Below are 22,939 nucleotides of genomic sequence, written 5' to 3'. Positions count from 1 at the left end.
TGACTGAGTGGCGTCACAGCGATAAGTGATTGTATACAACTTATCGCGAACTTTGTAAGCCTGCATTTCTGCATTTTTTCTGAACGGGCTCTCTACGGGTCTCTGCAAGAAACTTGCCTAAGTGGTCAGGTTAAGATCAAAAAGCCCACTGTAGGAGCGAGCTTGCTCGCGAATAACCTGAGGGCGCCACTTTTCATCCTGAGAGCCCGCGTTATCGTTGGCGTTTTTCGCGAGCAAGCTCGCTCCTACGGGGGGTTGAAGCGCTGTGAAATTTATTGTGTACAATTTTCTTTGAAAATGTCTTAATCAGCCATCGCCGGCTTTTTCACTGCCCTGAAAGAGTGCGGGTTTTTCTATGACTGACTTCGGGAGGCGCATAAAAGCCATGGGACGTTTGACCACACACGTTTTGGACGCCGCGCACGGCTGCCCCGGCAGCGCCATCAAGGTTGAGCTGTACCGCGTCGAAGGCGCGCAGCTGGAACTGGTTGCCACCGCCACCACCAACAGCGATGGCCGTTGCGACGCGCCGCTGCTGCAAGGCGACGACTACCGCAGCGGCGTGTACCAACTGCAGTTCAGCGCCGGTGATTACTACCGTGCCCGTGGCGTGCAGTTGCCCGAGCCGGCTTTTCTGGACGTGGTGGTACTGCGCTTTGGCATCAGTGCCGAACAGGACCATTACCATGTGCCTTTGCTGATTTCGCCTTACAGCTACTCCACCTATCGCGGTAGCTGAGTCGTCACCTCGCTTCACACCCCCAAATGCTCTTCGTTGGTTTCGCCCGCGCACACTGCGGGCTTTTTTTTGCCCGTGGCTTGTGAATTGGCCGCTCAAGTATGTAACGCACCCTGGGCGGCAGCGGTGCCTAGTCTCGGCTTTTCTGAACGGAATAGTCGCTATGAGCACCGACACCACGGCCTGGGCCGACAAGCTTGATTTCGATGACCCACACACCTCTTCCCTGGAGCGTGACGAGGCCATTCGCGTGTTGCTGACCCGTCGGCTCAATGCGGTCGCGCACCCCAGCCACGAAATCAACCAGATCCACCAGGCTCAGGTCAGGGGACGCGAATCGGCCAAAGCCCTCAGCGGCCTGATTGGACGCGCACCGAGGATACTGGGGGTCATTCGTGGCGCATTGCGCGAAGCCTTCTCCCTCGACCCTGACACCTTACTGTTCACCGAACCTCTGCCCCCGGCTCCCGCGCGCAAGGTCAACAGCTTGACCGAGCGGGCCCTGGCGTTGCTGATCCAGCCCAATGTACCGCTCAATATCAACCAGTTCACCTCATTGAGCCTCAAGGATGATCCGACCAAGCGTCTAACGTTTACCGCCAGGGAAGCATTGGTTCGGGTCAAGGACTTGGCGCTGCTCGCTCGGTTCGAGCGCGCGGTAGCCGAGTATTGGCAGCAGTTGGCCCACGGTTCCTGGCTGACACGTCGAGAGCGCTGGGTGCAATTGCGCACATCGTTGTTCGCCGAAAATGCGTTTTTGGCCCATCGCACGTCTCAACTGACGGACAGTGGCTATGACATGCTAAGCAAACTGCTGCAAATACCTGACGCCGGCTTGCGTCAGAAGGCCGGCGGCGAATGGGCTGCGATTCAGGTGAGCCACATCATGTGGCCTGGGACTAATCGGGCCATGGTGGCCATCCCAGGGGCTCTGCATATTTATCGTGATGGCGTCGTCGGGGGGACGCCCCAGGTTATTTATCTGCCCGGTCTGTTCCGCGAATTCTATGAGTTCGACTCCTTTAACCAGATGCAGTGTGATTTGCCGCTATTGGTCAACGGCCCCTTGAGCAGCGCTTTATGGCAATGCCTGCCGCTGCGTCGTAGGCATGAGGCGTGTAACACCATAGGCGCAACGCCCATGACATTCGTCCGGCAACATGGGGACGCGTTGCAAAACAGTGCGCGCGAATTGCTGGACGGGCAATGGGATAATGAGCTGGCGTGTGCGTTATCGATCAATCATGGGGTGATGGGCATTCAGGACGCGGGACAGCCAGCTATCGCCGGTATCCAACGCTTTCTCAGGTTTATCCAAAAAGGGCGCCAGCGTGTGGTGGCGTTCACTCGGTTGGGCCGCACCCTGGATGCCTTGTTGGAGTGGGATTACAAGCGCCGCAGTGACGAAATTGTACTTGGGCGCCTGACGCCGGACCTCGCGTTCAAAACCCAGCAAGCACAGCTCAAGCGTTACGAAAAAAAACTGATGGGCTTGCTGGACGCCAAGGATGTGGGCAGCCCCAGCGCGGACTACCAGGAATTTTTGCGCCTTGAACGCCAATGGCAGGACCAGGTTGCGGTGGCGCGCAAGTGGGCGCAAAGCCCGCTTGAACGCGTGTTTCAGAGTGATTACTGGCTGGAGAAACCCGAGGGCTCACGCACACGTGGTTCGTTGGTAATGCAAGCACAGCGTGACGCCCTGCTTGGGGAGGCGCAGATGCAACACCGCTTGGGCCTGATGAGTCGCGCCCATCTGGAGTGTCTGGATGCTGTGTTGAATGAAGCATGGGTACCCGGGGCCAAGTCCACGGACAGCTGTGTACTGCAAGTATCCGTGGGTGGCAAGGCAACCAAATTGTACCCATTGCTGGGCGCAGTAGTGGTAACCACCCAAGCGGCTCGGACTCAGCCGGGGGCCCTGTATCCCGTAGTGTTATATGTGATGGGCCAGCACGGCGGGCTGGTGACGTTCGATAGCTTGAACGCCTTTGTCGCGGGCCTGCAAGCCAGCCTGAAAAGCCGCGATGGCTCGGTGTTATGGCGCTGCATCGAGCGTCACCGGCGCGAGGCGGTGCGCACGTCGATCGGTTTGCTGCCGCAGACGGCTGCACTGGTGGTGAGCTACACCGCGATCGAGCGTTACATGTTCAAAGACCTGTTCATGAAACTGACGGTACACCATATCGCGCTGAACAAGCGTATTGACAAGGGTAAGAGACTGTTCAGCGAAGTGAGTGATCCGCAGCTTAGCCGGATGTTGCTGGCTCGGGAGCTGTTCGAGTGTCTGCAAGTACCTGACAATGATGCTCGAACACTGGCCTTGGCCAACATCGACTTGTTGCAGGCGGCAGCCACTCAGGCCAAAAAACTCCCTTCTTGGCTCGGCATCGCATCGCCCGCTGAGCGCAAACACTATAAGCGTTTGTTACGCCGCTATCTGGTCAGCATTTTTGCACTGGAAACCAAGCTCTGGCAGGACTTGCCTGACTTGGAGCCCTTTGCTCGCAAAGCCCTGATTGCCAAATTGACCGAGGACGGTTTCTACCCGCAATTGGATATCGATACCCCCCTGTTCGACATGCCCGATGATGTCAGCACTCACTACGAGGGCTGGACGAGCCAGGGGGCGTTGGGTGATCGTCAGATTAAAACGGTGGTCAGTAAGGAACGTACCACCTTCAGCATGCTGCAATTGGCGTTGCACAACCTCGACCCTGAAGCGCCTTGGACCCGCTGGCGCTTGAACCGGGCGCGCTGGCTGGAACCCGCCTGGAAAGAACGCTTGAGTGTGAGCTACCTGATCAAAACGATCGCATCCCTGAATGTGGGGGGCGAATACGACAAGCAGATACGTAGCGCTTTTTATCCGAGCCCTGGCTCGTCCTTCGGGTTGTCTCAGGCGCTGATTGATCGAGGCTTTAAACAGCGCGCCGAGATGCAGTTGTACTCGGCGGTACGACAAGGCTTGAAGGATTGGGGTCAGCGTCTGTTTACCTTCGCCATGGCCGCGCGCAAGGCGGGCGATTTGAAAAACGACGAGTTTGACGTGCAACTGGCTGTCCTGCGCCTGGTGGGCGTTACGCTGGAATATGATCGCCACATCGCCGGGGTACTGGTGATTCATGACAAGCCCACGGGGAAATGCGTGGTGTACTGGCCCACGGCAGTGGCAAGTCGGGTGCTGGTCGGGTACCCCAGTTTGGCCGAGGCCGAGCAAGCCCTGAATCGGTTGGGCGCATTACCTGCCAACCTGAAAGAGTTGGCGCGCCTGGTGGCTCCCGGCTGGGAGCATCAGGCGGTGCAAGATTATCCCGGCGAAAGCCTCCAGGTAGAGCCCAGGCTGCCTGACTCGGCCCAGCATCGTCTCACCGGCGGGGTCGACCTGATCGCTGTTCTCGTTGAGTTTTTCCTGCTCAAGCATAAAGACCCGGCTGCCGGGCTTGAAGCTGTCGAAGCGCAAATCGAGGAGCAGATTGCGCTGCAACCAGAAAGTTGGTTGGAGGTTGTGACCACCTCCCATTCCAATCCCACGGCGCTGCTGGCCCATGCCCGGGTGTTCGAGCTGCAACGACGTACGCAGGCTCGGTCCAATTCCTCCCAGGCACTGGGGGAGTACCGTGAGCGACGCCTGAGAGAACAGTTCGAGGCCACGATTCGTGGGTTACTGGCATTTATTCCAGTGCTAGGGGTGGGCATCAGCTTGTATGAGATGCTGCTGGCGGCGCGGCGCTATCATTTGAGCGGTTCTGGTCATGACGCGGTAGATGTGGTGGCTTTGACGCTCTTTGCATTTATTGATGTGCTGTCTACCTTTGCCCCAGGCCCCAAGGGTGCTCGCGTCGCACGGGGCGCTCTGCCTCGCTATAAAGGCAACACACTCGCTCTCACAGGCCTGAAGGCGCCGTCGACCAAGCCGACTCATCTGCTTGCGCGCTTCAAATCAACCGACGTATTGGAAGGCGCCGTTGAGTTGAAGGGGCCAGCAAGCAAGACTCAGTACGTGAAGAATGGCCAGCAGTTGCTTGCCGAGGGGGGCGAGCTCTACACGGTGTATCAGCGCAAGGCCGAATCAGTCGTGCGCTTTAAAGAATCGCAAAATGAACTGGTATTGAATATCCATCAGCCCCCAGAGTGGTTACTGGGGGCCGATACGCCTCAACCGGTGGCGGGAAGCAGTTCGGCGGCCCGTCAGCCGTGGCCTGCGGCCGTGCCGACCTGGCGGCCATCCACTGCACGCGGGGTGACTGAAAGCGCCATTCTTCAGTCGTCTGCAATGGGGGACCATTGGTTCAGTTGGCGTATTTCACCTGGGTTGGATGCCGATTTTGCTTCTGCCGCTCCTGGGGTTTTTTACATCGGGAAGGATGCCCGCAGGGGGCCGCACCACGTTCTCAGGGTGGCTCCTGTTTATACCAACATAAGGGACCCTTCGAACGTTTATTACAGGTTGCTGCCCCAAGGTGATCAGGCGCCGTTGACGGGTATCGTGTTTATCACCAGGGACTGGACGCCGGTTTCAGCCGCACGGGTTGATATTGGGCGTTGGACAGCCACTGAACTCGCGGAACAACCCCTTCCGGCGTCATATAACACCCTGACGAACCAATGGCGGTTCCATGCGCGCTTGTTTGACAGGCCGCTGCAGCAGTATATCGGTACGGCATTCCCTACCATGACCGTCAATAGCCAAAGGTTCGCCGCCGAAAGGCTGATTGAGTTGTCAGGCTCTACGCGCCAGGTAACGGCCACTCACTTACTTAATGTGCGTTCGACGCTCGATACGTGGTTAACCCCGACCCAGGGGAACATTGGCCAGACAGATGATTTATTGCGAATGTTGCGGCCCACTGATAAGCCGTACACCAGGGTACACATCGGTTACGAAGACCAGGCGCCTGGTTTCACCCGCGTTGACTTTAACGTGGCGGGATTAGACCCATCGCTTTTATTCGGTGGCCGGTCGGTCGCGGTTGAGCGAAGCACTGCCCAACGCGCGGCGATCAAGAGCGTATTGGAGCAGCAGGGTTTCAATGTCCGCGAAGTAAAAGTGAAGCACGGTAGGGCAATGGATGATCTGATCGCGACTCACCCCAACTCAAACCAGCTGTACTACGTGTCACCCAGCTGGGTGGAGGAGGGCAGTATTCAGCTAAATACCCGACTCTCGGATCTTTGGTTTAGCGACGCACTCAGCAAACACTCCAATGCGCTTCCATTGCAGGGCGTCAAGCTCGCGCTGGACGAAGGGCGCCTGGTTCGGATCGTGGCAGGCATTCAATGGCCGACCAAGAGGACGCTTTCTCCCACCGTCTATTTCGTCAAAGTGAGCCCCTCGCCCCGATAAGCGACACCGCGCCGGCGCCGCCGAACAGCGCGGCGCTGACCCGGTTGAACCAGCTCTGGCCTGCGCCAGAACGCAAGTACCGCGCCGCGCCATGGGCGCCGAGGCCGTAAGCCAGCTTGCACAGCAGGTCGAGCACCGTCCAGGTGGCGATCATGATCAGCAACTGCGGTAAAAAGGCCTGCTGGGCATTGAGAAATTGCGGCAGGAAGGCGGCGAAAAACAGAATGTCCTTGGGGTTGCTGGCGCCCAGTACAAAGGCACGGCCAAACAAGGCGCGAAAGCGCGGCACGGCTGGCGTCTGCGGTACTTGCGCCCCTTGGCTGGGCTGGCGCGACTGTTGCCAGCTCTGCCAGGCGAGGTAGAACAGGTACAGCGCGCCGACGATCTTCAGCGCGCTGAACAACTGCTCGGAGGCCAGCAACAGCGCGCCCAGGCCCAGGGCCGAGGCGCTCAACAGGCAGATCGAGGCGAACACGCCGCCGAGAAACGCAGGGTACGAGCGGCGCAGGCCGTAGTTGAGGCTGTTGCTGATCATCAACAGCGACAGCGGGCCAGGTATCAGGATTACCACCAGCGCAGCACCACTGAACAGAAGCCAGGTTTCCAAGGTCATTTACAGTCCTCCCTTCATGCAAAAGCCCCACCCGAAGGTGAGGCGGTTTTTCAGCCGTTCCCGAACTACAGGAAGATGAACTTGGCGATAAAGATCGCGCACAGCACCCACAGGCTGATGGAAATCTCGCGGTACTTGCCGGTGCCGGCCTTCAACGCCACATACGTGATAAAGCCCAGGGCGATGCCGTCGGCGACCGAAAACGTCAGCGGCATCATGATCGCGGTGACGATCGCCGGAATGCTGTCGGTAGCCTCATCCCAATTGATATGGGCCATGCTCGCCATCATCAGCATCGCAACATAAATCAGCGCGCCGGCCGTTGCGTAGGCAGGGATCATGCCGGCCAGCGGCGCGAAAAACATCGCCGCCACGAACAGCACACCCACGGTCACTGCAGTCAAACCCGTACGGCCGCCGGCAGCCACACCCGCGGCACTTTCCACATAACTGGTCACCGGCGGCACACCGACCATGGCGCCGAACACGCTGGACGCACTGTCAGCCTTCAATGCGCGCGACAGGTTGTCGATCTTGCCATCGGCATTCACCAGGCCTGCGCGTTGCGCAACGCCCATCAGTGTACCGGCAGTGTCGAACATGTGTACAAAAAGAAAGGCAAATACCACGCTGATCATGCTCACATTGAACACACCCATCACGTCCATTGCCATCCAGGTCGGTGCCAGGCTCGGTGGGGTGGCGAGAATGCCGTTGTAGTGCACCAGGCCCAGGCCCCAGCCGGCCAGGGTTACGGCGATGATGCTGATCAGGATGGCGCCGAAGACGCGGTGATAACTGAGGATGGCGATCAGCAGGAAACACACGGCCGCCAGCAGCGGTGCCGGCTCGTGCAGGGAACCGAGCTTGATCAGCGTGGCGGGGCTGTCGACGATGATGCCGGCGGTTTTCAGGCCGATCACCCCCAGGAACAAGCCCACGCCGGCGCCCATGGCATGGCGCAGGCTGACCGGAATGCTGTTGAGCAGCCACTCGCGGATGCGCGACAGCGTCAGGATCATGAACAGCACGCCGGAAATAAACACCGCGCCGAGGGCGGTCTCCCAGGTGTAGCCCATGGTGCCGACCACGGTGTAGGTGAAAAACGCGTTCAAGCCCATGCCCGGCGCCAGGCCCACGGGCCAGTTGGCGTACAGGCCCATCAGCAGGCAACCCAGCGCCGCCGCGATGCAGGTGGCGACGAAGGCCGCGCCGTGATCGATACCGGCATCGGCCATGATATTGGGGTTGACGAAGATGATGTAGGCCATGGTGATAAAGGTGGTGAGGCCGGCGATCAGCTCGGTCTTCACTGTGGTGCCATGCAAGCGCAGTTTGAACAGGCGTTCCAGCCAACCGCCTCGGGGCGCGGCCAGGTCCAACGTAGGGGCTTCGGTTTTGCGGCTATCCACAGCGAGTACTCCTCAATCGTTTTATTGTTATTTCCAGCGCCGGTTACATGAGTGGGCAACGGCGCTTTGAGGTACTGGCGGGTTTGTTGACCAAAAGGTCAGGAACTCGCACGAAGCGAATTATGCTTTTGTATACAAATAAAGCAAATAATGTTTTCGATTATCTGGGCGAAAAGGGATGAAAGGCCCACGCCAGGGGATTTATTCTGCGGCACGCCTTGAAACAAGCTCTCGATACCCGCACCTTGTGGGCGCAAGCATTCGGTCAGCGCGGCGAAAAGGGGAGCCCCATGTACAAGGTTTATGGCGATTACAAGTCGGGCAATTGCTACAAGGTCAAATTGATGCTCACTCTGTTGGGCATCCCGTATGAATGGATCGATATCGATATCCTCAAGGGCGATACCCAGACCCCTGAGTTCCTGGCCAAGAACCCCAATGGCAAGGTCCCGGTATTGGAGCTTGAAGACGGCACCTGCCTGTGGGAGTCCAACGCGATCCTCAACTTCCTCGCCGATGGCAGCGAATTCCTGCCCACCGAACCGCGCCTGCGTACCCAGGTATTGCAGTGGCAGTTTTTCGAGCAGTACAGCCATGAGCCCTACATTGCGGTGGCGCGGTTTATTCAGTTCTACCTGGGGCTGCCGGAAGATCGCCTGGAGGAATACAAGAAACTGCACAAAGGCGGCTACAAGGCCCTTAAGGTGATGGAGCGCCAACTGCAGTTGACCCCGTATCTGGTAGGCGACCAATTCTCCATCGCCGATGTGGCGTTGTATGCCTATACCCATGTGGCCCAAGAGGGCGGCTTTGATCTGGATGCTTATCCGGGTGTACAGGCATGGTTGCAGCGGGTGGCCAGCCATCCCAAGTACGTGGCGATGCTCGACTGAGTTAACGCCGTCAAACTGTGGGAGCGGGCTTGCTCGCGAATGCGGTGGGTCAGTCTCAGTATTCAGTGACTGACACTGCGCATTCGCGAGCAAGCCCGCTCCCACATTTAGCTCAATGGTGAGTCAGATAATTCTCTATTTAGCAGTTCAAAGCAGCGCTGCGCCGCCGGGCTCAAGCCCATCCCGCTGCGGCTGATCAAGCCGATCTCCCGATTCACCCCGGGATGATCGATGCTGATCCGCTGCAAACCCTCCAGGCTATCCGCCGCCGATTCCGGCAGCACACTGATGCCCAACCCCTGGCGCACCAGGGCCAATACGGTCGACATGTAGTTGGCTTCCATGCCGGCGTTCAACGTCAGCCGTGTCTCATCGAACAACGTATCCACTTGCTCGCGCACACTGCTGTCGCGCCCGGTCAGGATGATCGGCTGGTCTGCCAGTTGCTCCAGGGTCAATTGGCGGTGATGGGCGAGCGCATGACCCGACGGCACAAACGCGCACAGCCGATCATTGAGCACCGGCACGAAGTCCAGGCCGTGGCTCAGGCGGGCGCGCACGCCGATGCCGAAATCCACTTCGCCGTTGCGAACCTTTGCGTGAATGCGTTGGGCCACCAGGTCATGCAGGCGCACTTCGATGCCGGCGAAGCGTTCGCGGAACAGGCGCAAGGCCGGGGGCAGAGCGCCGGCGCAAACTGAGGGCAGGGCGGCGATGGTCACCACGCCACGGCGCAAGGCGGCCAGGTCGCGGGAGCCGGTGACGATGTTGTCCAGGTCCAGCAGCAGTTTTTCCATGGGCCCGCGCGCGTCCTGGCCCGCAGCGGTAATGCTCACATGGCGCGGGCTGCGGTCGAGCAGGGCGACGCCGAGCCAGTCTTCCAGTTGCTGCACCTGCACGGTGAGGGCCGACGGCGACAGATGCAGTTCGTTGGCCGCCTTGGTGAAGCTGCCCGTACGGGCAACCGCGAGGAAGGCTTGAATGTGCTGGATGCTGTTTTTCATAAGCGTCGCTTCATTTTGTTTTTCCGAACGCTGGTGACTGAATATTGCAATTTACAAAGCCTAGCGCGATTCCAATACTCCAGGGAAAACAATAACCGGCCAACCAGGCCGCCCTGGAGTAACCCATGCTCGCAACCCTGGGTGTCATCACCATCCTGTGCCTGCTCGCTGCCGTCATGAGCAAACGCCTCTCGCCGCTGGTGGCCCTGATCGCCTTGCCGATCATCGCTGCACTGCTCGGTGGCTTCGGCCTGCAGACCAGCGCCTTCATCATTACCGGTATCAAGAACGTCGCCCCCGTGGTGGGCATGTTTGTGTTCGCGATCCTGTTTTTCGGGATCATGACCGATGCGGGCATGCTCGATCCCATTATTGATCGCATCCTGCGCACGGTCGGGACCCGTCCTACACGGATTGTCGTCGGTACTGCGACCTTGGCGTTGCTGGTACACCTGGACGGCTCTGGCGCGGTGACCTTTCTGGTGACAGTGCCGGCGATGCTGCCGCTGTATACGCGCCTGGGCATAGATAAACGCATCCTCGCCTGCGTGTGTGCGATGGCCGCCGGGGTCAACTTCCTGCCCTGGACCGGCCCGGTGCTGCGTTCTTCGGCGGCGCTGCATGTGCCGGTGGCCGACCTGTTCCAGCCATTGATCCCGGTGCAGATCGTCGGGCTGATCTTTGTCTTCGCCTGCGCCTGGTGGCTGGGCCATCGTGAAGAAAAACGCTTGGGCCTGGGCGCGGGTTCCAGCGTGGAGGCGGTACCGCAACGAGTGCTCAGCGATGACGACATCAAGCTGCGTCGTCCACGGCTGTTCTGGGTCAACCTGATCCTCACTGTGCTGGTGATGGTGGTAATGATCGCCGGCTGGGTCGACCCGGTGGTGATGTTCATGCTCGGCACGGTGGTTGCGTTGTGCATCAACTACCCCAACGTCGACGCCCAGCGTGCGCGCATCGACGCCCATGCGAAAACCGCGCTGACCATGGCCAGTATCCTGCTCGCCGCCGGGGTATTTACCGGCATCATGCAAGGCACCGGCATGCTCAAGGCCATCGCCGAAGTGGCGGTGGCGCAGATCCCGGCGGGCCACGGCAAATTGATCCCGGCCGTCGTGGGTTTTTTGTCCATGCCCCTGAGCATGTTGTTTGACCCCGACTCTTACTATTTCGGCGTGATGCCGGTGATCGCCGAAGTCGGCAAGGCCCTGGGCGTCGACCCGCTGCAAGTGGCCCAGGCTTCGCTGCTGGGCGTGCACACCACCGGTTTTCCGGTCAGCCCGCTGACGCCTGCGACCTTCCTGCTGGTGGGCCTGTGCAAGATCGAACTGGCCGATCACCAGCGCTTCACCATTCCTTTCCTGTTTGCCGCTTCGGTGTTGATGACCCTGACGGCGTTGCTCCTGGGAGTGATTTGAGATGAACACCTTGCGCATCGGCTCCGGCGCCGGCTACTCCGGCGACCGTATAGAACCTGCCGTGGAACTGGCCGAACACGGCGACCTGGATTACCTGGTCTTCGAATGCCTGGCCGAACGTACCATCGCCCTGGCGCAACAGGCGCGTATCAGCGACCCGCAGGGCGGTTATGACCCGCTGCTGGCTGAGCGCATGCGCCGTGTCTTGCCCTTTGTGGGGCAGCGGGTGGGACGTCGACGCCTGCGGGTGATCACCAACATGGGCGCGGCCAACCCGCTGGCGGCGGCCAGGGAAGTACGGCGTATTGCGGGCGAGCTGGGCCTGGGCCTCAAGGTTGTGGCCGTGGTCGGCGATGACGTGCTGCACGCCTTGCCTACCGAGCAGATGCTGGATAACGGCCAGACCGTGGGTGCGCTGGGCGAGCGGCTGATTTCCGCGAATGCTTACCTGGGCGTGGAGGGCATTGTTGAGGCGCTACGCGCCGACGCCGATGTGGTGATCACCGGGCGCGTGGCCGACCCTTCGCTGTTCCTGGCGCCGCAGATGTTTGAATTCGGCTGGGCCTTCGATGATTGGCAGCGGTTGGGCCGGGGCACGTTGGTGGGGCATTTGCTGGAGTGCGCGGGGCAGGTCAGTGGGGGTTACTTCGCCGATCCCGGCTTCAAGGATGTGGAGGATCTGGCACGCCTGGGCTTTCCCCTGGCCGAGGTCGACGCCGACGGCAATGCAGTGATCACCAAGGTGGCAGGCTCCGGTGGGCGGGTCAGCCGCGCGACCTGCGCCGAACAACTGATTTACGAAGTTCACGACCCGGCAGCCTATTTGACCCCGGATGTGACGGCTGATTTTTCCGGGGTGGGGTTTGTCGAGGAGGGCGTGGACCGGGTGCGCGCCCAGGGAGCCAGTGGGCGTGCCCGGCCTGATCTACTGAAGGTCAGCGTCGGTTATCTGGACGGTTGGATCGGTGAGGGGCAGATGTCCTACGGCGGTCCCGGTGCTGTCGCACGGGCCGAGTTGGCGCGGGAAGTGGTGCTCAAGCGCCTGGCGTTGATCGGCGTAAAGATGCAGGACCTGCGCGCCGAGTTGATCGGCATGGACTCACTGCACGGCCCACGCAGCAGCGTCGAGCCTTGGGAGGTGCGCCTGCGGGTCGCCGCCCGGTGTGACGAGCGCGGCGATGCCGTACGGGTTGGCAATGAAGTAGAGACCCTCTACACCAACGGCCCGGCCGGCGGCGGTGGGGCGAGCAAGAGCGTGCGCCAGGTGGTGGCGGTGGCGTCGTTGCTGTTGCCCCGTGAAGCGGTCAAACCGAGGATTGAAGAATGAAACTGCATACGCTGGCCCATTCCCGCACCGGGGATAAGGGCGATACGTCGAACATCTCGATCATTGCCTATCGCGTGCAAGACTATCCGTTGCTGTGCGAACAGCTGACGGCCGAGCGCGTGGCAGCGTTCTTCGCGGATTTACTGGAACCCGGCGCTGAGCCGGTTCGGCGTTATGAATTGCCGAACGTGCAGGCGCTTAACTTCGTGTTGCCGGGCATCCTGCGTGGCGGCGTGACCCGCTCGCTGGCGCTGGATGCCCACGGCAAGTGCCTGGGCTCGGCACTGCTGGATCTAGACCTGGCAATACCGACTTAAGAACACCGCAGAGCAAATGTGGTGGCTTGCCTGCGAAGACGGCCTGAAAGCCAACGCTTATCTACCCGATACCCCACGGTCCAACTGTGGGAGCGGGCTTGCTCGCGAAGGCGGCCTGGCAGGCGACGCAGTTGGATTGTGTACATATCCATTGCTGCGGTAACGGCTACTTAGAGTTCCGCCCTGACGGCGGCTCACTTTTGAAAGGAGCCCAAAAGTAAGCAAAAGGCTCTTGCCCCACCACTCGGCACCTCGCTTAGGCTCGGTGTGCCCGAACACAGGCTTGAATCCGTGGGCCGCCGCCACGCGCCATCCATGGCGCGGGGCGGCTAACCCGGCGTCCTGCCGGGTTACCCACGAATTCAAGCCTGCGTTCGGCCAGCGTGGTTTAACGGGGCGCCTAAGATCAAAAGCAGATCAAGATCAAGAGCGACTCGCTTCGCATCGTGGAGTGTGTGGCCGTGTGCTTCAGATCGCCGCGAAGCGCTTGTCCAGATACTCGATGATCACCTTGGAGTCATACATCCAGGTGGTCTGGCCGTTCTCTTCGATGCGCAGGCACGGCACTTTGATCTTGCCGCCTTGCTCCAGCAGGGTCTGGCGGTCCTGTTCGTTGTTCTTCGCGTCCCTCAAGGCGACCGGCACATTCAGGCGGTGCAGGGTGCGACGGGTCTTCACGCAGAACGGGCAGGCGTGGAACTGATACAGGGTCAGGTCCTTGGCGGCAGCATTGACCTTGGCCTGTTGTTCGGCAGGGCGTTGTTTTTTGCGTGGGCGGGTAAGAAAGTCGCCCGCGATGATGACGTGGCCGAGGCCCACTCGAAGTGCTTTGACGAACATGGCTGAAACCTCTTGCCCATGACTGAGGGGGCGCAGCTTACCTGATTTCTGCAGGCGAAAAAAAACCGGCGATGAACGCCGGTTTTTTCCTGCCTGGCCGGTTATTTGATCAGGCTGAGAAATTCGCTGCGGGTGGCCGCGTTTTCGCGGAACTCACCCAGCATCACCGAGGTGATCATCGACGAATTCTGTTTCTCGACACCGCGCATCATCATGCACATGTGCTTGGCCTCGATCACCACGGCGACGCCCAGGGCGCCTGTCACTTCCAACACGGCGTCAGCGATCTGGCGGCTGAGGTTTTCCTGGATCTGCAGGCGGCGTGCATACATGTCGACAATGCGCGCGACCTTCGACAGGCCCAGCACTTTGCCGCTCGGGATATACGCCACGTGGGCCTTGCCGATAAACGGCAATAGGTGGTGTTCGCACAACGAGTACAGCTCGATGTCCTTGACCAGCACCATTTCGCTGTTGTCAGAGCTGAACAAGGCACCGTTGGTGACTTCTTCGAGTGTCTGTTCATAGCCGCGGCAGAGGTACTGCATTGCCTTGGCGGCACGCTTTGGCGTGTCGAGCAGGCCCTCGCGGGACACGTCCTCGCCGAGTTGGCCGAGAATCTCTGTGTAATTCTGTTCCAGGGACATGAAACTACCTGTGGGATTTTCGCAAAGCGCAAGGTTACGGTGGCGGACACATCGCTGCAAGCCTGACGATGGCACTTGTTACTCGTCGCGCCCTTCCATCATGGTGCGCTTGAGCATCACATACACCGCGCCGGCACCGCCGTGACGGGCCTGGCAGGAGGTAAAGCCGAGCACCTGGGCATGCTGGCGCAGCCAGGTGTTGACGTGGCTCTTGATCATCGGCCGCTTGCCGTCCAGCCGCACAGCCTTGCCATGGGTGACGCGCACGCAGCGAATTTCGAATTTGGTCGCTTCGGCCAGGAAGGCCCAGAGGGTTTCCCGGGCTTTTTCTACGGTCATGCCGTGCAGGTCGAGGCTGCCTTCAAAGGGGATCTGGCCGGCCTTGAGCTTGCGCATCTGGCTTTCCTGCACGCCGTCGCGGGCCCACATCAGTTCATCTTCAGGGCCGACGTCGATCACAAACTGGTCTGACAGGCCGTCCACGGTAGTGGCATCGGTGCGCACGGTCGCGGCCTGGCGCAGCTTGGCGATCTGCGCCCGGTCAGTCTTGGGTTTGCCGGTGTCGGCGCGGTCGTGCTTGATCGGCTTGACGCCGCGCAGCTCGTTTTTGAACAGGGAAAAATCGTCGTCTTGCATGTCAGCCTCCGCGAAGGGCGGGCAGTTTACCTAAATCGCGGCGGCCAGGGCGCAGGAAACGCTATCCAAGCGCCATCAGTCGTGCTTTTTCATCAGGTGAGAGGCGATATTCAACGACAGCGGTTGGCGCATTTTCCGACGGCTGCGACGCCACAGCCACACACCCAACCACAGCACCAGCAAGCCGACACCCAGCAGGAGCGCCGAGCCGCCCGGGCTGGCATTCAGTTCGCCGAGTGCCGGCGAACGTCCAAACAGGCCGGCGCCACCAGCGCCCGCCAACAACAAGCCTACTATCGCCAGCAACGCGGCAATGCACGCTACCAGGCGCAGACGCCAATTGCTCGGGCCCTTGGGGCGCAAGCGACGAGCATCAAAACCATCGGATATCTTCATTCCGACCTTTCCTCCAGGGTATCGGCCCTTCGACCGGAAGATACACAGGTTGTTCCGGGGGGAGGGGTAAATGCGCCAAATGAAAGGGCTTTGCGGATGAGCGGAGCAATAAACACGCCGCTCACCGCCAACGGGATCAGATCAGATCTTTGGCCAGCGCCAGGGTGGCGAAGTTGTCGGCCATGATGGCCATTTCAGTTTGCTGCACGTGCTCGGCGCTCAGGATGCCGCCTTTGTACGGCAGGTCGCGGGTAGCGCAGGCGTCTTCCACCAGGGTGCAGCGAAAGCCCAGGTTCTTGGCGGCGCGCACGGTGGTGCTGACGCTGGAGTGGCTCATGAAACCGCAGACGATCAGGTCCAGTGAGCCCAGGTCTTGCAGGTGTTTTTCCAGGCCGGTGCCATGGAAGGCGCTGGGCAGCAGTTTGCCGATGATGGTTTCGTCACCTTCAGGCTCAAGGCCCGGAATGAATTCGCCGCGCTCGCCCTGGGGGTCAAACAGGCCGCCCACGGTGCCCAGGTGGCGCACGTGCACAATCGGGCGCCCGGCACTGCGCGCTGCGGTCACCAGTTGCTTGATGTTCTGCACCGCTGCGTCCATGCCCGAGAGGGCGAGCGGGCCGCTGAGGTATTCTTTCTGGGCGTCGATGATCACCAGGGTCGCATGATTGAGGTTGGCTGCTGCGTAACCGCGACCGCTGAGTTGAAACATCGTCTTTGGAACGGACATTCTGGGGCTCCTGTGAGTGGGGCTTTTGCGACATTGTCCACTGGCTGAGCGCTTCTGTGAATCGCTACTATCGTAAGGTACGCCGTTGCTGGCGTGCAGCCATGTCAAGAGGCAGGCCTGTTTAACACAATGCGGGCAAATTGGATGAAATCCGACGTACGGTGCCAGGTGTTTCGTACATCGTCGGTACAGGTGAAGGCTGTTAGAATCGCCAGTCGTTTTTTCCAGGAGCTTGCCCCGTGATCACTTCCCGCCTGCGCACCTTGCGCGACCATATTCGTTGGGCTGTCAGCCGTTTCCATGGGGAAGACCTGTTTTTTGGCCATGGCACCGACAATGCCTGGGACGAAGCCCGGCAATTGGTGCTGGGCGCCTTGCACCTGCCGTGGGAAATCGCCGACAGCTATTTGGATTGCAACCTGGAAGAAGAGGAAATCTCCCACGTGCAGCGCCTGCTGCATCGGCGTATCCATGAGCGAGTGCCTACCGCATACCTGTTGAACGAAGCCTGGTTTTGCGGCATGTCGTTTATCGTCGATGAGCGCGTACTGATTCCGCGTTCACCGATAGGCGAGCTGATTGAAGACCGTTTTGAACCCTGGCTGGCCCAGCCGCCGGCACGCATCCTCGACCTGTGCACCGGCTCCGGCTGCATCGGCATTGCCTGTGCCTATGAATTCCCGGAGGCCGAAGTGGTGCTGGGAGACCTGTCCTTCGAAGCCCTGGAAGTGGCGAACCAGAATATCGAGCGCCATGGCGTCGACGAGCGCGTCTACACCGTGCAGGGCGATGGTTTTGACGGTTTGCCCGGCCAGCGTTTCGACCTCATTGTGTCGAACCCGCCCTACGTGGATGCCGAAGATTTCGCCGACATGCCCGATGAATACCAGCACGAACCGGAACTGGGCCTGGCCTGCGGTGACGACGGCCTGAACCTGGTACGTCGGATGCTGGCTGAAGCGGCGGACCATCTGACCGAGAAGGGCTTGCTGATTGTCGAAGTGGGTAACAGCCAGGTGCATGTCGAGGCGCTGTACCCGGAAGTGGACTTTGCCTGGCTGGACTTCAAGCGCGGTGGGCATGGGGTGTTCATGCTCACGGCTGAACAGTGCCGTGCGCACCAGGCAGTATTTGCCGCGCGGGTATAACTGCACAAACGCGGTCAATGTGGGAGCTGGCTTGCCTGCGATAGCGGCCTGTCAGCCGACGCCTATCTACCTGACGCTCCGCAATCCAACTGTGGGGGCTTGCTCGCGAAGGCGGCTTGGCAGTCAACACAGTTGGATTGGGTACATATCCATTGCTGCGGTAACGGCCACCTAGGGTTCCGCCCTGACGGCGGCTCACTTTTGAACAGCGCAAAAGTAAGCAAAACGCTCTTGCCCCACCACTCGGCACCTCGCTTAGGCTCGGTGTGCCCGTAATCCGCCAGTGATTTGGGGGGCCGCCGCCACGCGCCATCCATGGCGCGGGGCGGCTAAACCGGCATCCCTGCCGGTTTACCCCCCAAATCCCTGTCGAATTCCGGCCAGCGTGGTTTAACGGGGCGCTTCAGATCAAAAGCAGATCAAAAGCAAGATCAAGAGCGGCTCGCTTCGCATCGTGGAGTGTGTGGTCGGGCGCGGTTAACTGTGGGAGCAGGCAAGCCAGCTCCCACATTGGATCGTATTTCAGTCTGTTAACGGTGTGTGGCAATCCAGATCAACAACCCCGCTTGGAACACCGTAAACGCCACCAGGCAGGTGATGGTAAAGCGCAGCCCGCTGTCTTCTCGCTTGAACTTGGTGACTTTCTCCTCTTCCTTGCGCAGCTTCACTTCCTGCTCCGCCAGGTTCTGCTCGGCCTGTTGCAGCATTTGCGCGGCTTCCAGGATCTCCACGAACTGCACTTTCTCGGTGTTCCAACTGTCCAGCACGTCGCTGACCTTGCCCGGTTGCACATTGCCTTTGAGGTGCTGCACATCGGCGTAGGCCACATCGAAACCTTGGATGCGCAGGAAGTGATCGCGGCGCAGGCGCGTGGCTTCGTTGAGGGCGTCTTTGTTGGCCAGGTCCACGCCGTCGACGCGGTAGTGGGACCACTTCTTCTTCGCCCAGGCAGCGCCTTGGGCCACCAGGAATCGCCCGATACCGCGGTTGGCCGGCTCGATTTCCAGGCTGTTGCCGGGGCCGAAGTGCACGCGGTGTTTATCGTGATCCACCCAGATATCCAAATGGTTCTGCTCGCGCCGTACGCGCTGGCCCGGTAACTGGATGACCATGCGCAACAGGCTGTGGTGTTTGTCATGGCGTTCGGCATAGCCGAACTGCACAAAGCGCAAGGGCCGTGCGCCGGTGGCGCGGTCGGTGGCCAGTGGGGCCAGGCGCAGCATCTTGAAATGTTCGGCGTGAACGTCGGCCCACGGCAGTGCCGCTGCTGCGCTAGCCTCGGTTGCGGCCGGGGTCTCGGCGGTCGATTCGGGTGTTGTTTCGGTGGTTGTCATGCGGCGCGATCCTGTCCAAGCCCTGCGAGCCGACAGTCTTTTTACTGTCGACTCTGGACTTATCGGCCGTTTTTTCCAGGACTGGAGGCCAATTGCCGCTTAACGGGGTTGAAGTCCTTCGATAAAGCTGACGATACGTTGGCCTAGCTCCGCAGCCAGCGGTAGTTTCGGGTCGTTGTAGGAGGCCAGTTGCTGCTTCACGTTATTGGGCACGATGCGCATCACGTGGTTCATGCCTTCGATCACCGTCAACTGCGCGTCGGGCTTGGCCTTCTTCAGTTGTCTGGCATCGCCTACGCCAACCTGGATATCGTTGGTGCCCTGGATAATCAGCGCCGGCATATCCAGGCAGGCAAAAGCGGCCGACGGATCGGCGCGGAACAGGCTGATCAGATACGGCTGCACGCTGGGTCGGAAAATGCCTTCCAGCGGGCGCGGCACATCGGCGTCCACCTGGCCGGCCTTGAGGTGATCGAGGATTTCATTGCTGCGCAGCAGCAGGGCAGGGGGCAAGTGATCGGCCAGTTGCTGGCGGATGACCTGGTCCACCGGGCGGGCGCTGCCAGACAAGGAAATGACCCCGGCCGGTTCCAACTGGGGCGCGGCGAGGGCGGCGACCAGCGCGCCCTCACTGTGGCCCAGCACAATCAGCGGGCCCATGCGCTTGTCGGCCTTGAGCAACTTGCCCCAGGCCACGGCGTCGGCCACATAGGCCTCCAGGGTCAGGTTGCGCTCGTCCGGCGTGGCCGCCAGGCTCGCGGCCACGCCGCGCTTGTCGTAGCGCACGCTGGCGATGTTATGCCTGGCCAGCACCCAGGCCAGGCGCTTGAGGCTGTCATTGCGCGCGCCGTCGGCGCTGTTGCCGTTGCGGTCGGTGGGGCCGGAGCCGGCGATGATCAGCACCACCGGCACCGGTTTATCCGATTGCGGCAACAGCAACGAGCCAAAGAGTTGGCCGCTGCCGGTGTCCAGGCTGATCGGGCGTTGCAGCACCACAGGGGAGGCGGCCTGGGCCACGGCGGTAAACAGGGTGAGGGTGAACAGCAGAACTCGCAGCATCATAGCGCCATCATTGGAGAGGTGCCGGTTGGACCAACGTCTACCGGTAAGGTTTCGAGGATGAACTAGTCGGTTAGCCTGCGTATACTGGCCGCCTTAAGTTATTACGGTTGACTTGATTCAACTGATTTCACGGAGCGCCCTGCATGTCCGGCAATACCTTCGGCAAGCTGTTCACTGTCACCACCGCGGGCGAAAGCCATGGCCCGGCGTTGGTCGCCATTGTCGACGGCTGCCCGCCAGGCCTCGAGCTGAGCCTGGACGACCTGCAGCGTGACCTCGACCGCCGCAAGCCCGGCACCAGCCGCCACACCACCCAGCGCCAGGAACCGGATGAAGTCGAAATCCTCTCGGGCGTGTTCGAAGGCCGCACCACGGGCTGCGCCATTGGCCTGTTGATCCGCAACACCGACCAGAAGTCCAAGGACTACTCGGCGATCAAGGACCTGTTCCGCCCGGCCCATGCCGACTACACCTACCACCACAAATACGGCGAACGCGACTACCGTGGCGGTGGCCGCAGTTCGGCGCGGGAAACCGCCATGCGCGTGGCCGCCGGCGCCATCGCCAAGAAATACCTGGCCACCCAGGGCATCGTCATCCGTGGCTACATGAGCCAGTTGGGCCCGATTGAAATCCCGTTCAAGACCTGGGACAGCGTCGAAGACAACGCCTTCTTCTGCCCCGACCCGGACAAGGTGCCGGAACTGGAAGCCTACATGGACCAGTTGCGCCGCGACCAGGACTCGGTCGGCGCGAAGATCACCGTAATAGCCGAGGGCGTAAAGCCGGGCCTGGGCGAGCCGATCTTCGACCGCCTCGACGCCGAACTGGCCCATGCGCTGATGAGCATCAACGCGGTGAAGGGCGTGGAAATCGGCGCCGGGTTCGCCTGCGTCTCCCAGCGCGGTACCGAGCATCGCGATGAGATGACTCCTGAAGGTTTCCTCAGCAACAACGCGGGCGGCATCCTCGGCGGTATTTCTTCCGGCCAGCCGATCGTGGCGCACCTGGCGCTCAAGGCGACGTCGAGCATCACCACGCCAGGCCGTTCGATCGATGTACACGGCAACCCGGTGGACGTGATCACCAAGGGCCGCCACGACCCGTGTGTCGGCATCCGCGCCACACCGATTGCCGAAGCCATGATGGCCATCGTGCTGATGGACCACCTGCTGCGTAACCGTGGGCAAAATGCCGATGTGCGCGTGAGCACCCCGATACTGGGCCAGCTGTGATCGCCTGGGGCAATGAGCGCGCTTGTTGTGGCGAGCGAGCTTGCTCGCGCTGGGCTGCGAAGCAGCCCTGAATAAAATGACCCCAGCCCTCCCATACTGGCGCCTCTCCAGCTTCTACCTCTTCTACTTCGCCCTGCTGGGGGCGACCGCGCCGTTCCTGGCGCTGTACTTCGATCACCTGGGCTTTTCCAGCGCACGCATCGGCGAGTTGGTAGCCATCCCCATGCTGATGCGCTGCGTGGCCCCCAACCTGTGGGGCTGGATCGGCGACTACACCGGCCGGCGCCTGGCCATCGTGCGATTCGGCGCGGTGTGCACCCTGGCCAGCTTCTGCCTGATTTTTGTCAGCAAGACCTACGCCTGGCTGGCGCTGGTGATGGCCCTGCATGCGTTCTTCTGGCACGCGGTGCTGCCGCAGTTCGAAGTCATCACCCTGGCCCATCTGCACAGGCAAACCTCGCGCTACAGCCAGATCCGTCTGTGGGGCTCCATTGGTTTTATCCTCACCGTGGTGGTCATGGGGCGCCTGTTCGATTGGCTGAGCCTGGATATTTACCCGATGGCGGTCGTGGTGATCATGGCCGGCATCATCGGCGCCAGCCTTTGGGTACCGAACGCGCAGCCGGCCAGCCACGGCAACCGCCTGGCCGGCGATGGCTTTCTCAAGCAATTGCGCAGCCCCGGCGTGCTCGCGTTTTATGCCTGCGTGGCGCTGATGCAAATGAGCCATGGCCCGTATTACACCTTCCTCACCCTGCACCTGGAGCACTTGGGCTACAGCCGTGGTGTGATCGGCCTGCTGTGGGCGCTGGGGGTGGTGGCGGAAGTGCTGATGTTCCTGGCCATGAGCCGTATTCTTACGCGCTTTTCGGTGCGCCGGGTGCTGCTCGCCAGTTTCCTGCTGGCCGCGCTGCGCTGGTGGCTGCTGGGTTCATTTGCCGAGGTTTTCTGGCTGCTGCTGGTGGCGCAACTGATGCACGCCGCCACGTTTGGCAGCTTCCATGCGGCGGCGATTGCCTTTGTGCAACGCAGCTTTGGCGACCGCCAGCAAGGCCAGGGCCAGGCCCTTTATGCCGCACTGGCCGGCACCGGCGGCGCGCTCGGCGCCCTGTATTCCGGCTACAGCTGGAACCTGCTGGGGCCAACCCTCACGTTCAGTATCGCCAGCCTCGCGGCCCTGGCCGCCGCCATTATCATTGGCCTTCGATTGCAAGAGCCGAACCAAGGAACCGTGCAATGAGCTATGTAGCCGTCTACTCCATCGCCACCCCGGACACCCCAAACAAAGTGTTGACCCATGCCGACGACATCCAGTCGACCCTGGCCGACCACGGTGTGCGGTTCGAACGCTGGCAGCCCAGCCCACTAGAAAAGGGCGCCACGGATGCTCAAATGATTGCCGCCTACCAGGCTCAGATCAAAGCCCTCGGCTACGCCGCTGTGGAAGTGGTGCGCGTGACCCAAGACCATCCACAGAAGGACGAGTTACGTGCGCAGTTCCTGGATGAACGTACCTACAGTGAAGACGAGGTGCGTTTCTTTATCGCAGGCCAGGGGCTGTTTACGCTGCACATAGGCGACTATGTGTACAGCCTGCGCTGTGAGAAGAATGACCTGCTGATCATCCCGGCCGGTGTACCGCACTGGTTCGACATGGGCGAAAACCCGCACTGTGTGACACTGCGCTTGTTCAACACAGCCCAGGGCAGCGTGCCCTCATTGACGGGCAATGAGATTGCCACACGCTTTCCAGGACTCGATGACTAAGCACAGATAACTGAATGTTCAACCCTGGCAAGTTGGAAGTTGCTGTGGGAAGAAACTTAATTATTTGTAGGGCAAAGCTG

20 protein-coding genes are annotated in these 22,939 nt (G+C 60.6%); 10 read left to right on the top strand and 10 right to left on the bottom strand.

Annotation, left to right across the window (positions count from 1 at the left end; translation table 11 throughout):
* Positions 1 to 385 precede the first annotated feature (385 nt).
* Together uraH and ACWHXD_RS21210 are read left to right on the top strand one after the other, a co-directional pair.
* Positions 386 to 739 carry a hydroxyisourate hydrolase gene (gene uraH / locus ACWHXD_RS21215; RefSeq protein ID WP_032896006.1) on the top strand — a complete coding sequence of 118 codons (354 nt, stop codon included), beginning with the start codon at positions 386 to 388 and terminating at the stop codon, positions 737 to 739.
* 163 nt (positions 740 to 902) lie between these two features.
* Positions 903 to 6,083: a dermonecrotic toxin domain-containing protein gene (locus tag ACWHXD_RS21210; protein ID WP_138762438.1), complete on the top strand. Its 5,181-nt coding sequence runs from the start codon at positions 903 to 905 to the stop codon at positions 6,081 to 6,083.
* Here the strand turns inward: ACWHXD_RS21210 and ACWHXD_RS21205 are convergent.
* A complete protein-coding gene (locus tag ACWHXD_RS21205) occupies positions 6,058 to 6,696 on the bottom strand; it encodes a LysE family translocator (RefSeq protein WP_032896007.1) in 639 nt (212 codons plus the stop codon). The genes ACWHXD_RS21210 and ACWHXD_RS21205 overlap by 26 nt on opposite strands.
* Before the next feature lie 65 nt (positions 6,697 to 6,761).
* Positions 6,762 to 8,108, bottom strand: a complete 1,347-nt coding sequence (locus tag ACWHXD_RS21200; protein WP_003192809.1) for an NCS2 family permease — start codon at positions 8,106 to 8,108, stop codon at positions 6,762 to 6,764.
* A 290-nt stretch (positions 8,109 to 8,398) separates the two neighbouring features.
* On the opposite strand from ACWHXD_RS21200, the gene ACWHXD_RS21195 reads away from it, so the two are divergent.
* A complete protein-coding gene (locus ACWHXD_RS21195; protein WP_098950761.1) occupies positions 8,399 to 9,001 on the top strand; it encodes a glutathione S-transferase family protein in 603 nt (200 codons plus the stop codon).
* A 107-nt stretch (positions 9,002 to 9,108) separates the two neighbouring features.
* Here the strand turns inward: ACWHXD_RS21195 and ACWHXD_RS21190 are convergent, their stop codons facing one another.
* Positions 9,109 to 10,005 (bottom strand): LysR family transcriptional regulator, encoded by an 897-nt coding sequence (locus tag ACWHXD_RS21190; protein ID WP_032896009.1) that lies wholly within the window; start codon positions 10,003 to 10,005, stop codon positions 9,109 to 9,111.
* 125 nt (positions 10,006 to 10,130) lie between these two features.
* Between ACWHXD_RS21190 and ACWHXD_RS21185 the strand changes: the two genes are divergently transcribed.
* The 3 genes from ACWHXD_RS21185 to ACWHXD_RS21175 are packed head-to-tail and all read left to right on the top strand — an operon-like array spanning position 10,131 to position 13,067.
* Entirely contained in the window at positions 10,131 to 11,423 is a 1,293-nt protein-coding gene (locus tag ACWHXD_RS21185) for a CitMHS family transporter (RefSeq protein ID WP_098950763.1), read from the top strand.
* A gap of 1 nt (position 11,424) precedes the next feature.
* On the top strand, positions 11,425 to 12,750 hold the full coding sequence (locus tag ACWHXD_RS21180; protein WP_138762437.1) for an acyclic terpene utilization AtuA family protein: 1,326 nt from the start codon (positions 11,425 to 11,427) through the stop codon (positions 12,748 to 12,750).
* Entirely contained in the window at positions 12,747 to 13,067 is a 321-nt protein-coding gene (locus tag ACWHXD_RS21175) for an AtuA-related protein (protein ID WP_138762436.1), read from the top strand. The genes ACWHXD_RS21180 and ACWHXD_RS21175 overlap by 4 nt, the downstream gene beginning before the upstream one ends.
* A gap of 468 nt (positions 13,068 to 13,535) precedes the next feature.
* On the opposite strand, the gene ACWHXD_RS21170 is transcribed toward ACWHXD_RS21175, so the two are convergent.
* The 5 genes from ACWHXD_RS21170 to ACWHXD_RS21150 all read right to left on the bottom strand — a co-directional run bounded on the left by ACWHXD_RS21170 (position 13,536) and on the right by ACWHXD_RS21150 (position 16,313).
* A complete protein-coding gene (locus ACWHXD_RS21170) occupies positions 13,536 to 13,907 on the bottom strand; it encodes a glutathione S-transferase N-terminal domain-containing protein (RefSeq protein WP_138762435.1) in 372 nt (123 codons plus the stop codon).
* Between the two features lie 101 nt (positions 13,908 to 14,008).
* Positions 14,009 to 14,554, bottom strand: coding sequence for a GTP cyclohydrolase I FolE (folE, locus tag ACWHXD_RS21165; RefSeq protein ID WP_003192797.1), 546 nt, complete (start codon positions 14,552 to 14,554; stop codon positions 14,009 to 14,011).
* A gap of 78 nt (positions 14,555 to 14,632) precedes the next feature.
* A complete protein-coding gene (locus tag ACWHXD_RS21160; protein ID WP_003192796.1) occupies positions 14,633 to 15,190 on the bottom strand; it encodes a Smr/MutS family protein in 558 nt (185 codons plus the stop codon).
* A gap of 75 nt (positions 15,191 to 15,265) precedes the next feature.
* A complete protein-coding gene (locus tag ACWHXD_RS21155) occupies positions 15,266 to 15,586 on the bottom strand; it encodes a hypothetical protein (protein WP_032896015.1) in 321 nt (106 codons plus the stop codon).
* A 136-nt stretch (positions 15,587 to 15,722) separates the two neighbouring features.
* Positions 15,723 to 16,313 carry a cysteine hydrolase family protein gene (locus ACWHXD_RS21150; RefSeq protein ID WP_003192792.1) on the bottom strand — a complete coding sequence of 197 codons (591 nt, stop codon included), beginning with the start codon at positions 16,311 to 16,313 and terminating at the stop codon, positions 15,723 to 15,725.
* 239 nt (positions 16,314 to 16,552) lie between these two features.
* Here ACWHXD_RS21150 and prmB point away from each other — a divergent pair, with 239 nt between their 5' ends.
* Positions 16,553 to 17,461 carry a 50S ribosomal protein L3 N(5)-glutamine methyltransferase gene (gene prmB / locus ACWHXD_RS21145; RefSeq protein WP_047711471.1) on the top strand — a complete coding sequence of 303 codons (909 nt, stop codon included), beginning with the start codon at positions 16,553 to 16,555 and terminating at the stop codon, positions 17,459 to 17,461.
* A 530-nt stretch (positions 17,462 to 17,991) separates the two neighbouring features.
* On the opposite strand, the gene ACWHXD_RS21140 is transcribed toward prmB, so the two are convergent.
* A complete protein-coding gene (locus ACWHXD_RS21140) occupies positions 17,992 to 18,795 on the bottom strand; it encodes a hypothetical protein (RefSeq protein ID WP_032896017.1) in 804 nt (267 codons plus the stop codon).
* 99 nt (positions 18,796 to 18,894) lie between these two features.
* On the bottom strand, positions 18,895 to 19,857 hold the full coding sequence (locus tag ACWHXD_RS21135) for an alpha/beta hydrolase (RefSeq protein WP_138762433.1): 963 nt from the start codon (positions 19,855 to 19,857) through the stop codon (positions 18,895 to 18,897).
* A gap of 143 nt (positions 19,858 to 20,000) precedes the next feature.
* Here ACWHXD_RS21135 and aroC point away from each other — a divergent pair, with 143 nt between their 5' ends.
* The 3 genes from aroC (at position 20,001) to ACWHXD_RS21120 (ending at position 22,859) form a co-directional block, all read left to right on the top strand.
* On the top strand, positions 20,001 to 21,092 hold the full coding sequence (gene aroC, locus ACWHXD_RS21130; RefSeq protein ID WP_032896019.1) for a chorismate synthase: 1,092 nt from the start codon (positions 20,001 to 20,003) through the stop codon (positions 21,090 to 21,092).
* Positions 21,093 to 21,168: 76 nt separating this feature from the next.
* Positions 21,169 to 22,332 (top strand): MFS transporter, encoded by a 1,164-nt coding sequence (locus tag ACWHXD_RS21125; protein WP_138762432.1) that lies wholly within the window; start codon positions 21,169 to 21,171, stop codon positions 22,330 to 22,332.
* The gene (locus ACWHXD_RS21120; RefSeq protein ID WP_032896020.1) at positions 22,329 to 22,859 is read left to right on the top strand and encodes a cupin domain-containing protein; all 531 of its coding nucleotides are present in this window, start codon (positions 22,329 to 22,331) and stop codon (positions 22,857 to 22,859) included. The genes ACWHXD_RS21125 and ACWHXD_RS21120 overlap by 4 nt, the downstream gene beginning before the upstream one ends.
* Positions 22,860 to 22,939: the final 80 nt, after the last annotated feature.

The sequence above is a fragment of the Pseudomonas fjordensis genome, from assembly GCF_976987115.1.
The sequence above is the reverse complement of the archived record's forward strand: the minus strand, read 5'-3'. Positions and strand labels throughout refer to the sequence as shown.

Excerpts from the sequence above, each read along its gene's own strand:
- aroC (WP_032896019.1), top strand. The coding sequence starts at position 20,001 with ATGTCCGGCAATACCTTCGGCAAGCTGTTCACTGTCACCACCGCGGGC.
- ACWHXD_RS21185 (WP_098950763.1), top strand. The coding sequence starts at position 10,131 with ATGCTCGCAACCCTGGGTGTCATCACCATCCTGTGCCTGCTCGCTGCC.
- ACWHXD_RS21125 (WP_138762432.1), top strand. The coding sequence starts at position 21,169 with ATGACCCCAGCCCTCCCATACTGGCGCCTCTCCAGCTTCTACCTCTTC.
- ACWHXD_RS21210 (WP_138762438.1), top strand. The coding sequence starts at position 903 with ATGAGCACCGACACCACGGCCTGGGCCGACAAGCTTGATTTCGATGAC.
- ACWHXD_RS21155 (WP_032896015.1), bottom strand. The coding sequence starts at position 15,586 with ATGAAGATATCCGATGGTTTTGATGCTCGTCGCTTGCGCCCCAAGGGC.
- ACWHXD_RS21170 (WP_138762435.1), bottom strand. The coding sequence starts at position 13,907 with ATGTTCGTCAAAGCACTTCGAGTGGGCCTCGGCCACGTCATCATCGCG.
- ACWHXD_RS21135 (WP_138762433.1), bottom strand. The coding sequence starts at position 19,857 with ATGATGCTGCGAGTTCTGCTGTTCACCCTCACCCTGTTTACCGCCGTG.
- ACWHXD_RS21150 (WP_003192792.1), bottom strand. The coding sequence starts at position 16,313 with ATGTCCGTTCCAAAGACGATGTTTCAACTCAGCGGTCGCGGTTACGCA.
- ACWHXD_RS21195 (WP_098950761.1), top strand. The coding sequence starts at position 8,399 with ATGTACAAGGTTTATGGCGATTACAAGTCGGGCAATTGCTACAAGGTC.
- ACWHXD_RS21120 (WP_032896020.1), top strand. The coding sequence starts at position 22,329 with ATGAGCTATGTAGCCGTCTACTCCATCGCCACCCCGGACACCCCAAAC.
- ACWHXD_RS21190 (WP_032896009.1), bottom strand. The coding sequence starts at position 10,005 with ATGAAAAACAGCATCCAGCACATTCAAGCCTTCCTCGCGGTTGCCCGT.
- ACWHXD_RS21175 (WP_138762436.1), top strand. The coding sequence starts at position 12,747 with ATGAAACTGCATACGCTGGCCCATTCCCGCACCGGGGATAAGGGCGAT.
- ACWHXD_RS21205 (WP_032896007.1), bottom strand. The coding sequence starts at position 6,696 with ATGACCTTGGAAACCTGGCTTCTGTTCAGTGGTGCTGCGCTGGTGGTA.
- uraH (WP_032896006.1), top strand. The coding sequence starts at position 386 with ATGGGACGTTTGACCACACACGTTTTGGACGCCGCGCACGGCTGCCCC.
- ACWHXD_RS21180 (WP_138762437.1), top strand. The coding sequence starts at position 11,425 with ATGAACACCTTGCGCATCGGCTCCGGCGCCGGCTACTCCGGCGACCGT.
- ACWHXD_RS21140 (WP_032896017.1), bottom strand. The coding sequence starts at position 18,795 with ATGACAACCACCGAAACAACACCCGAATCGACCGCCGAGACCCCGGCC.
- ACWHXD_RS21160 (WP_003192796.1), bottom strand. The coding sequence starts at position 15,190 with ATGCAAGACGACGATTTTTCCCTGTTCAAAAACGAGCTGCGCGGCGTC.
- folE (WP_003192797.1), bottom strand. The coding sequence starts at position 14,554 with ATGTCCCTGGAACAGAATTACACAGAGATTCTCGGCCAACTCGGCGAG.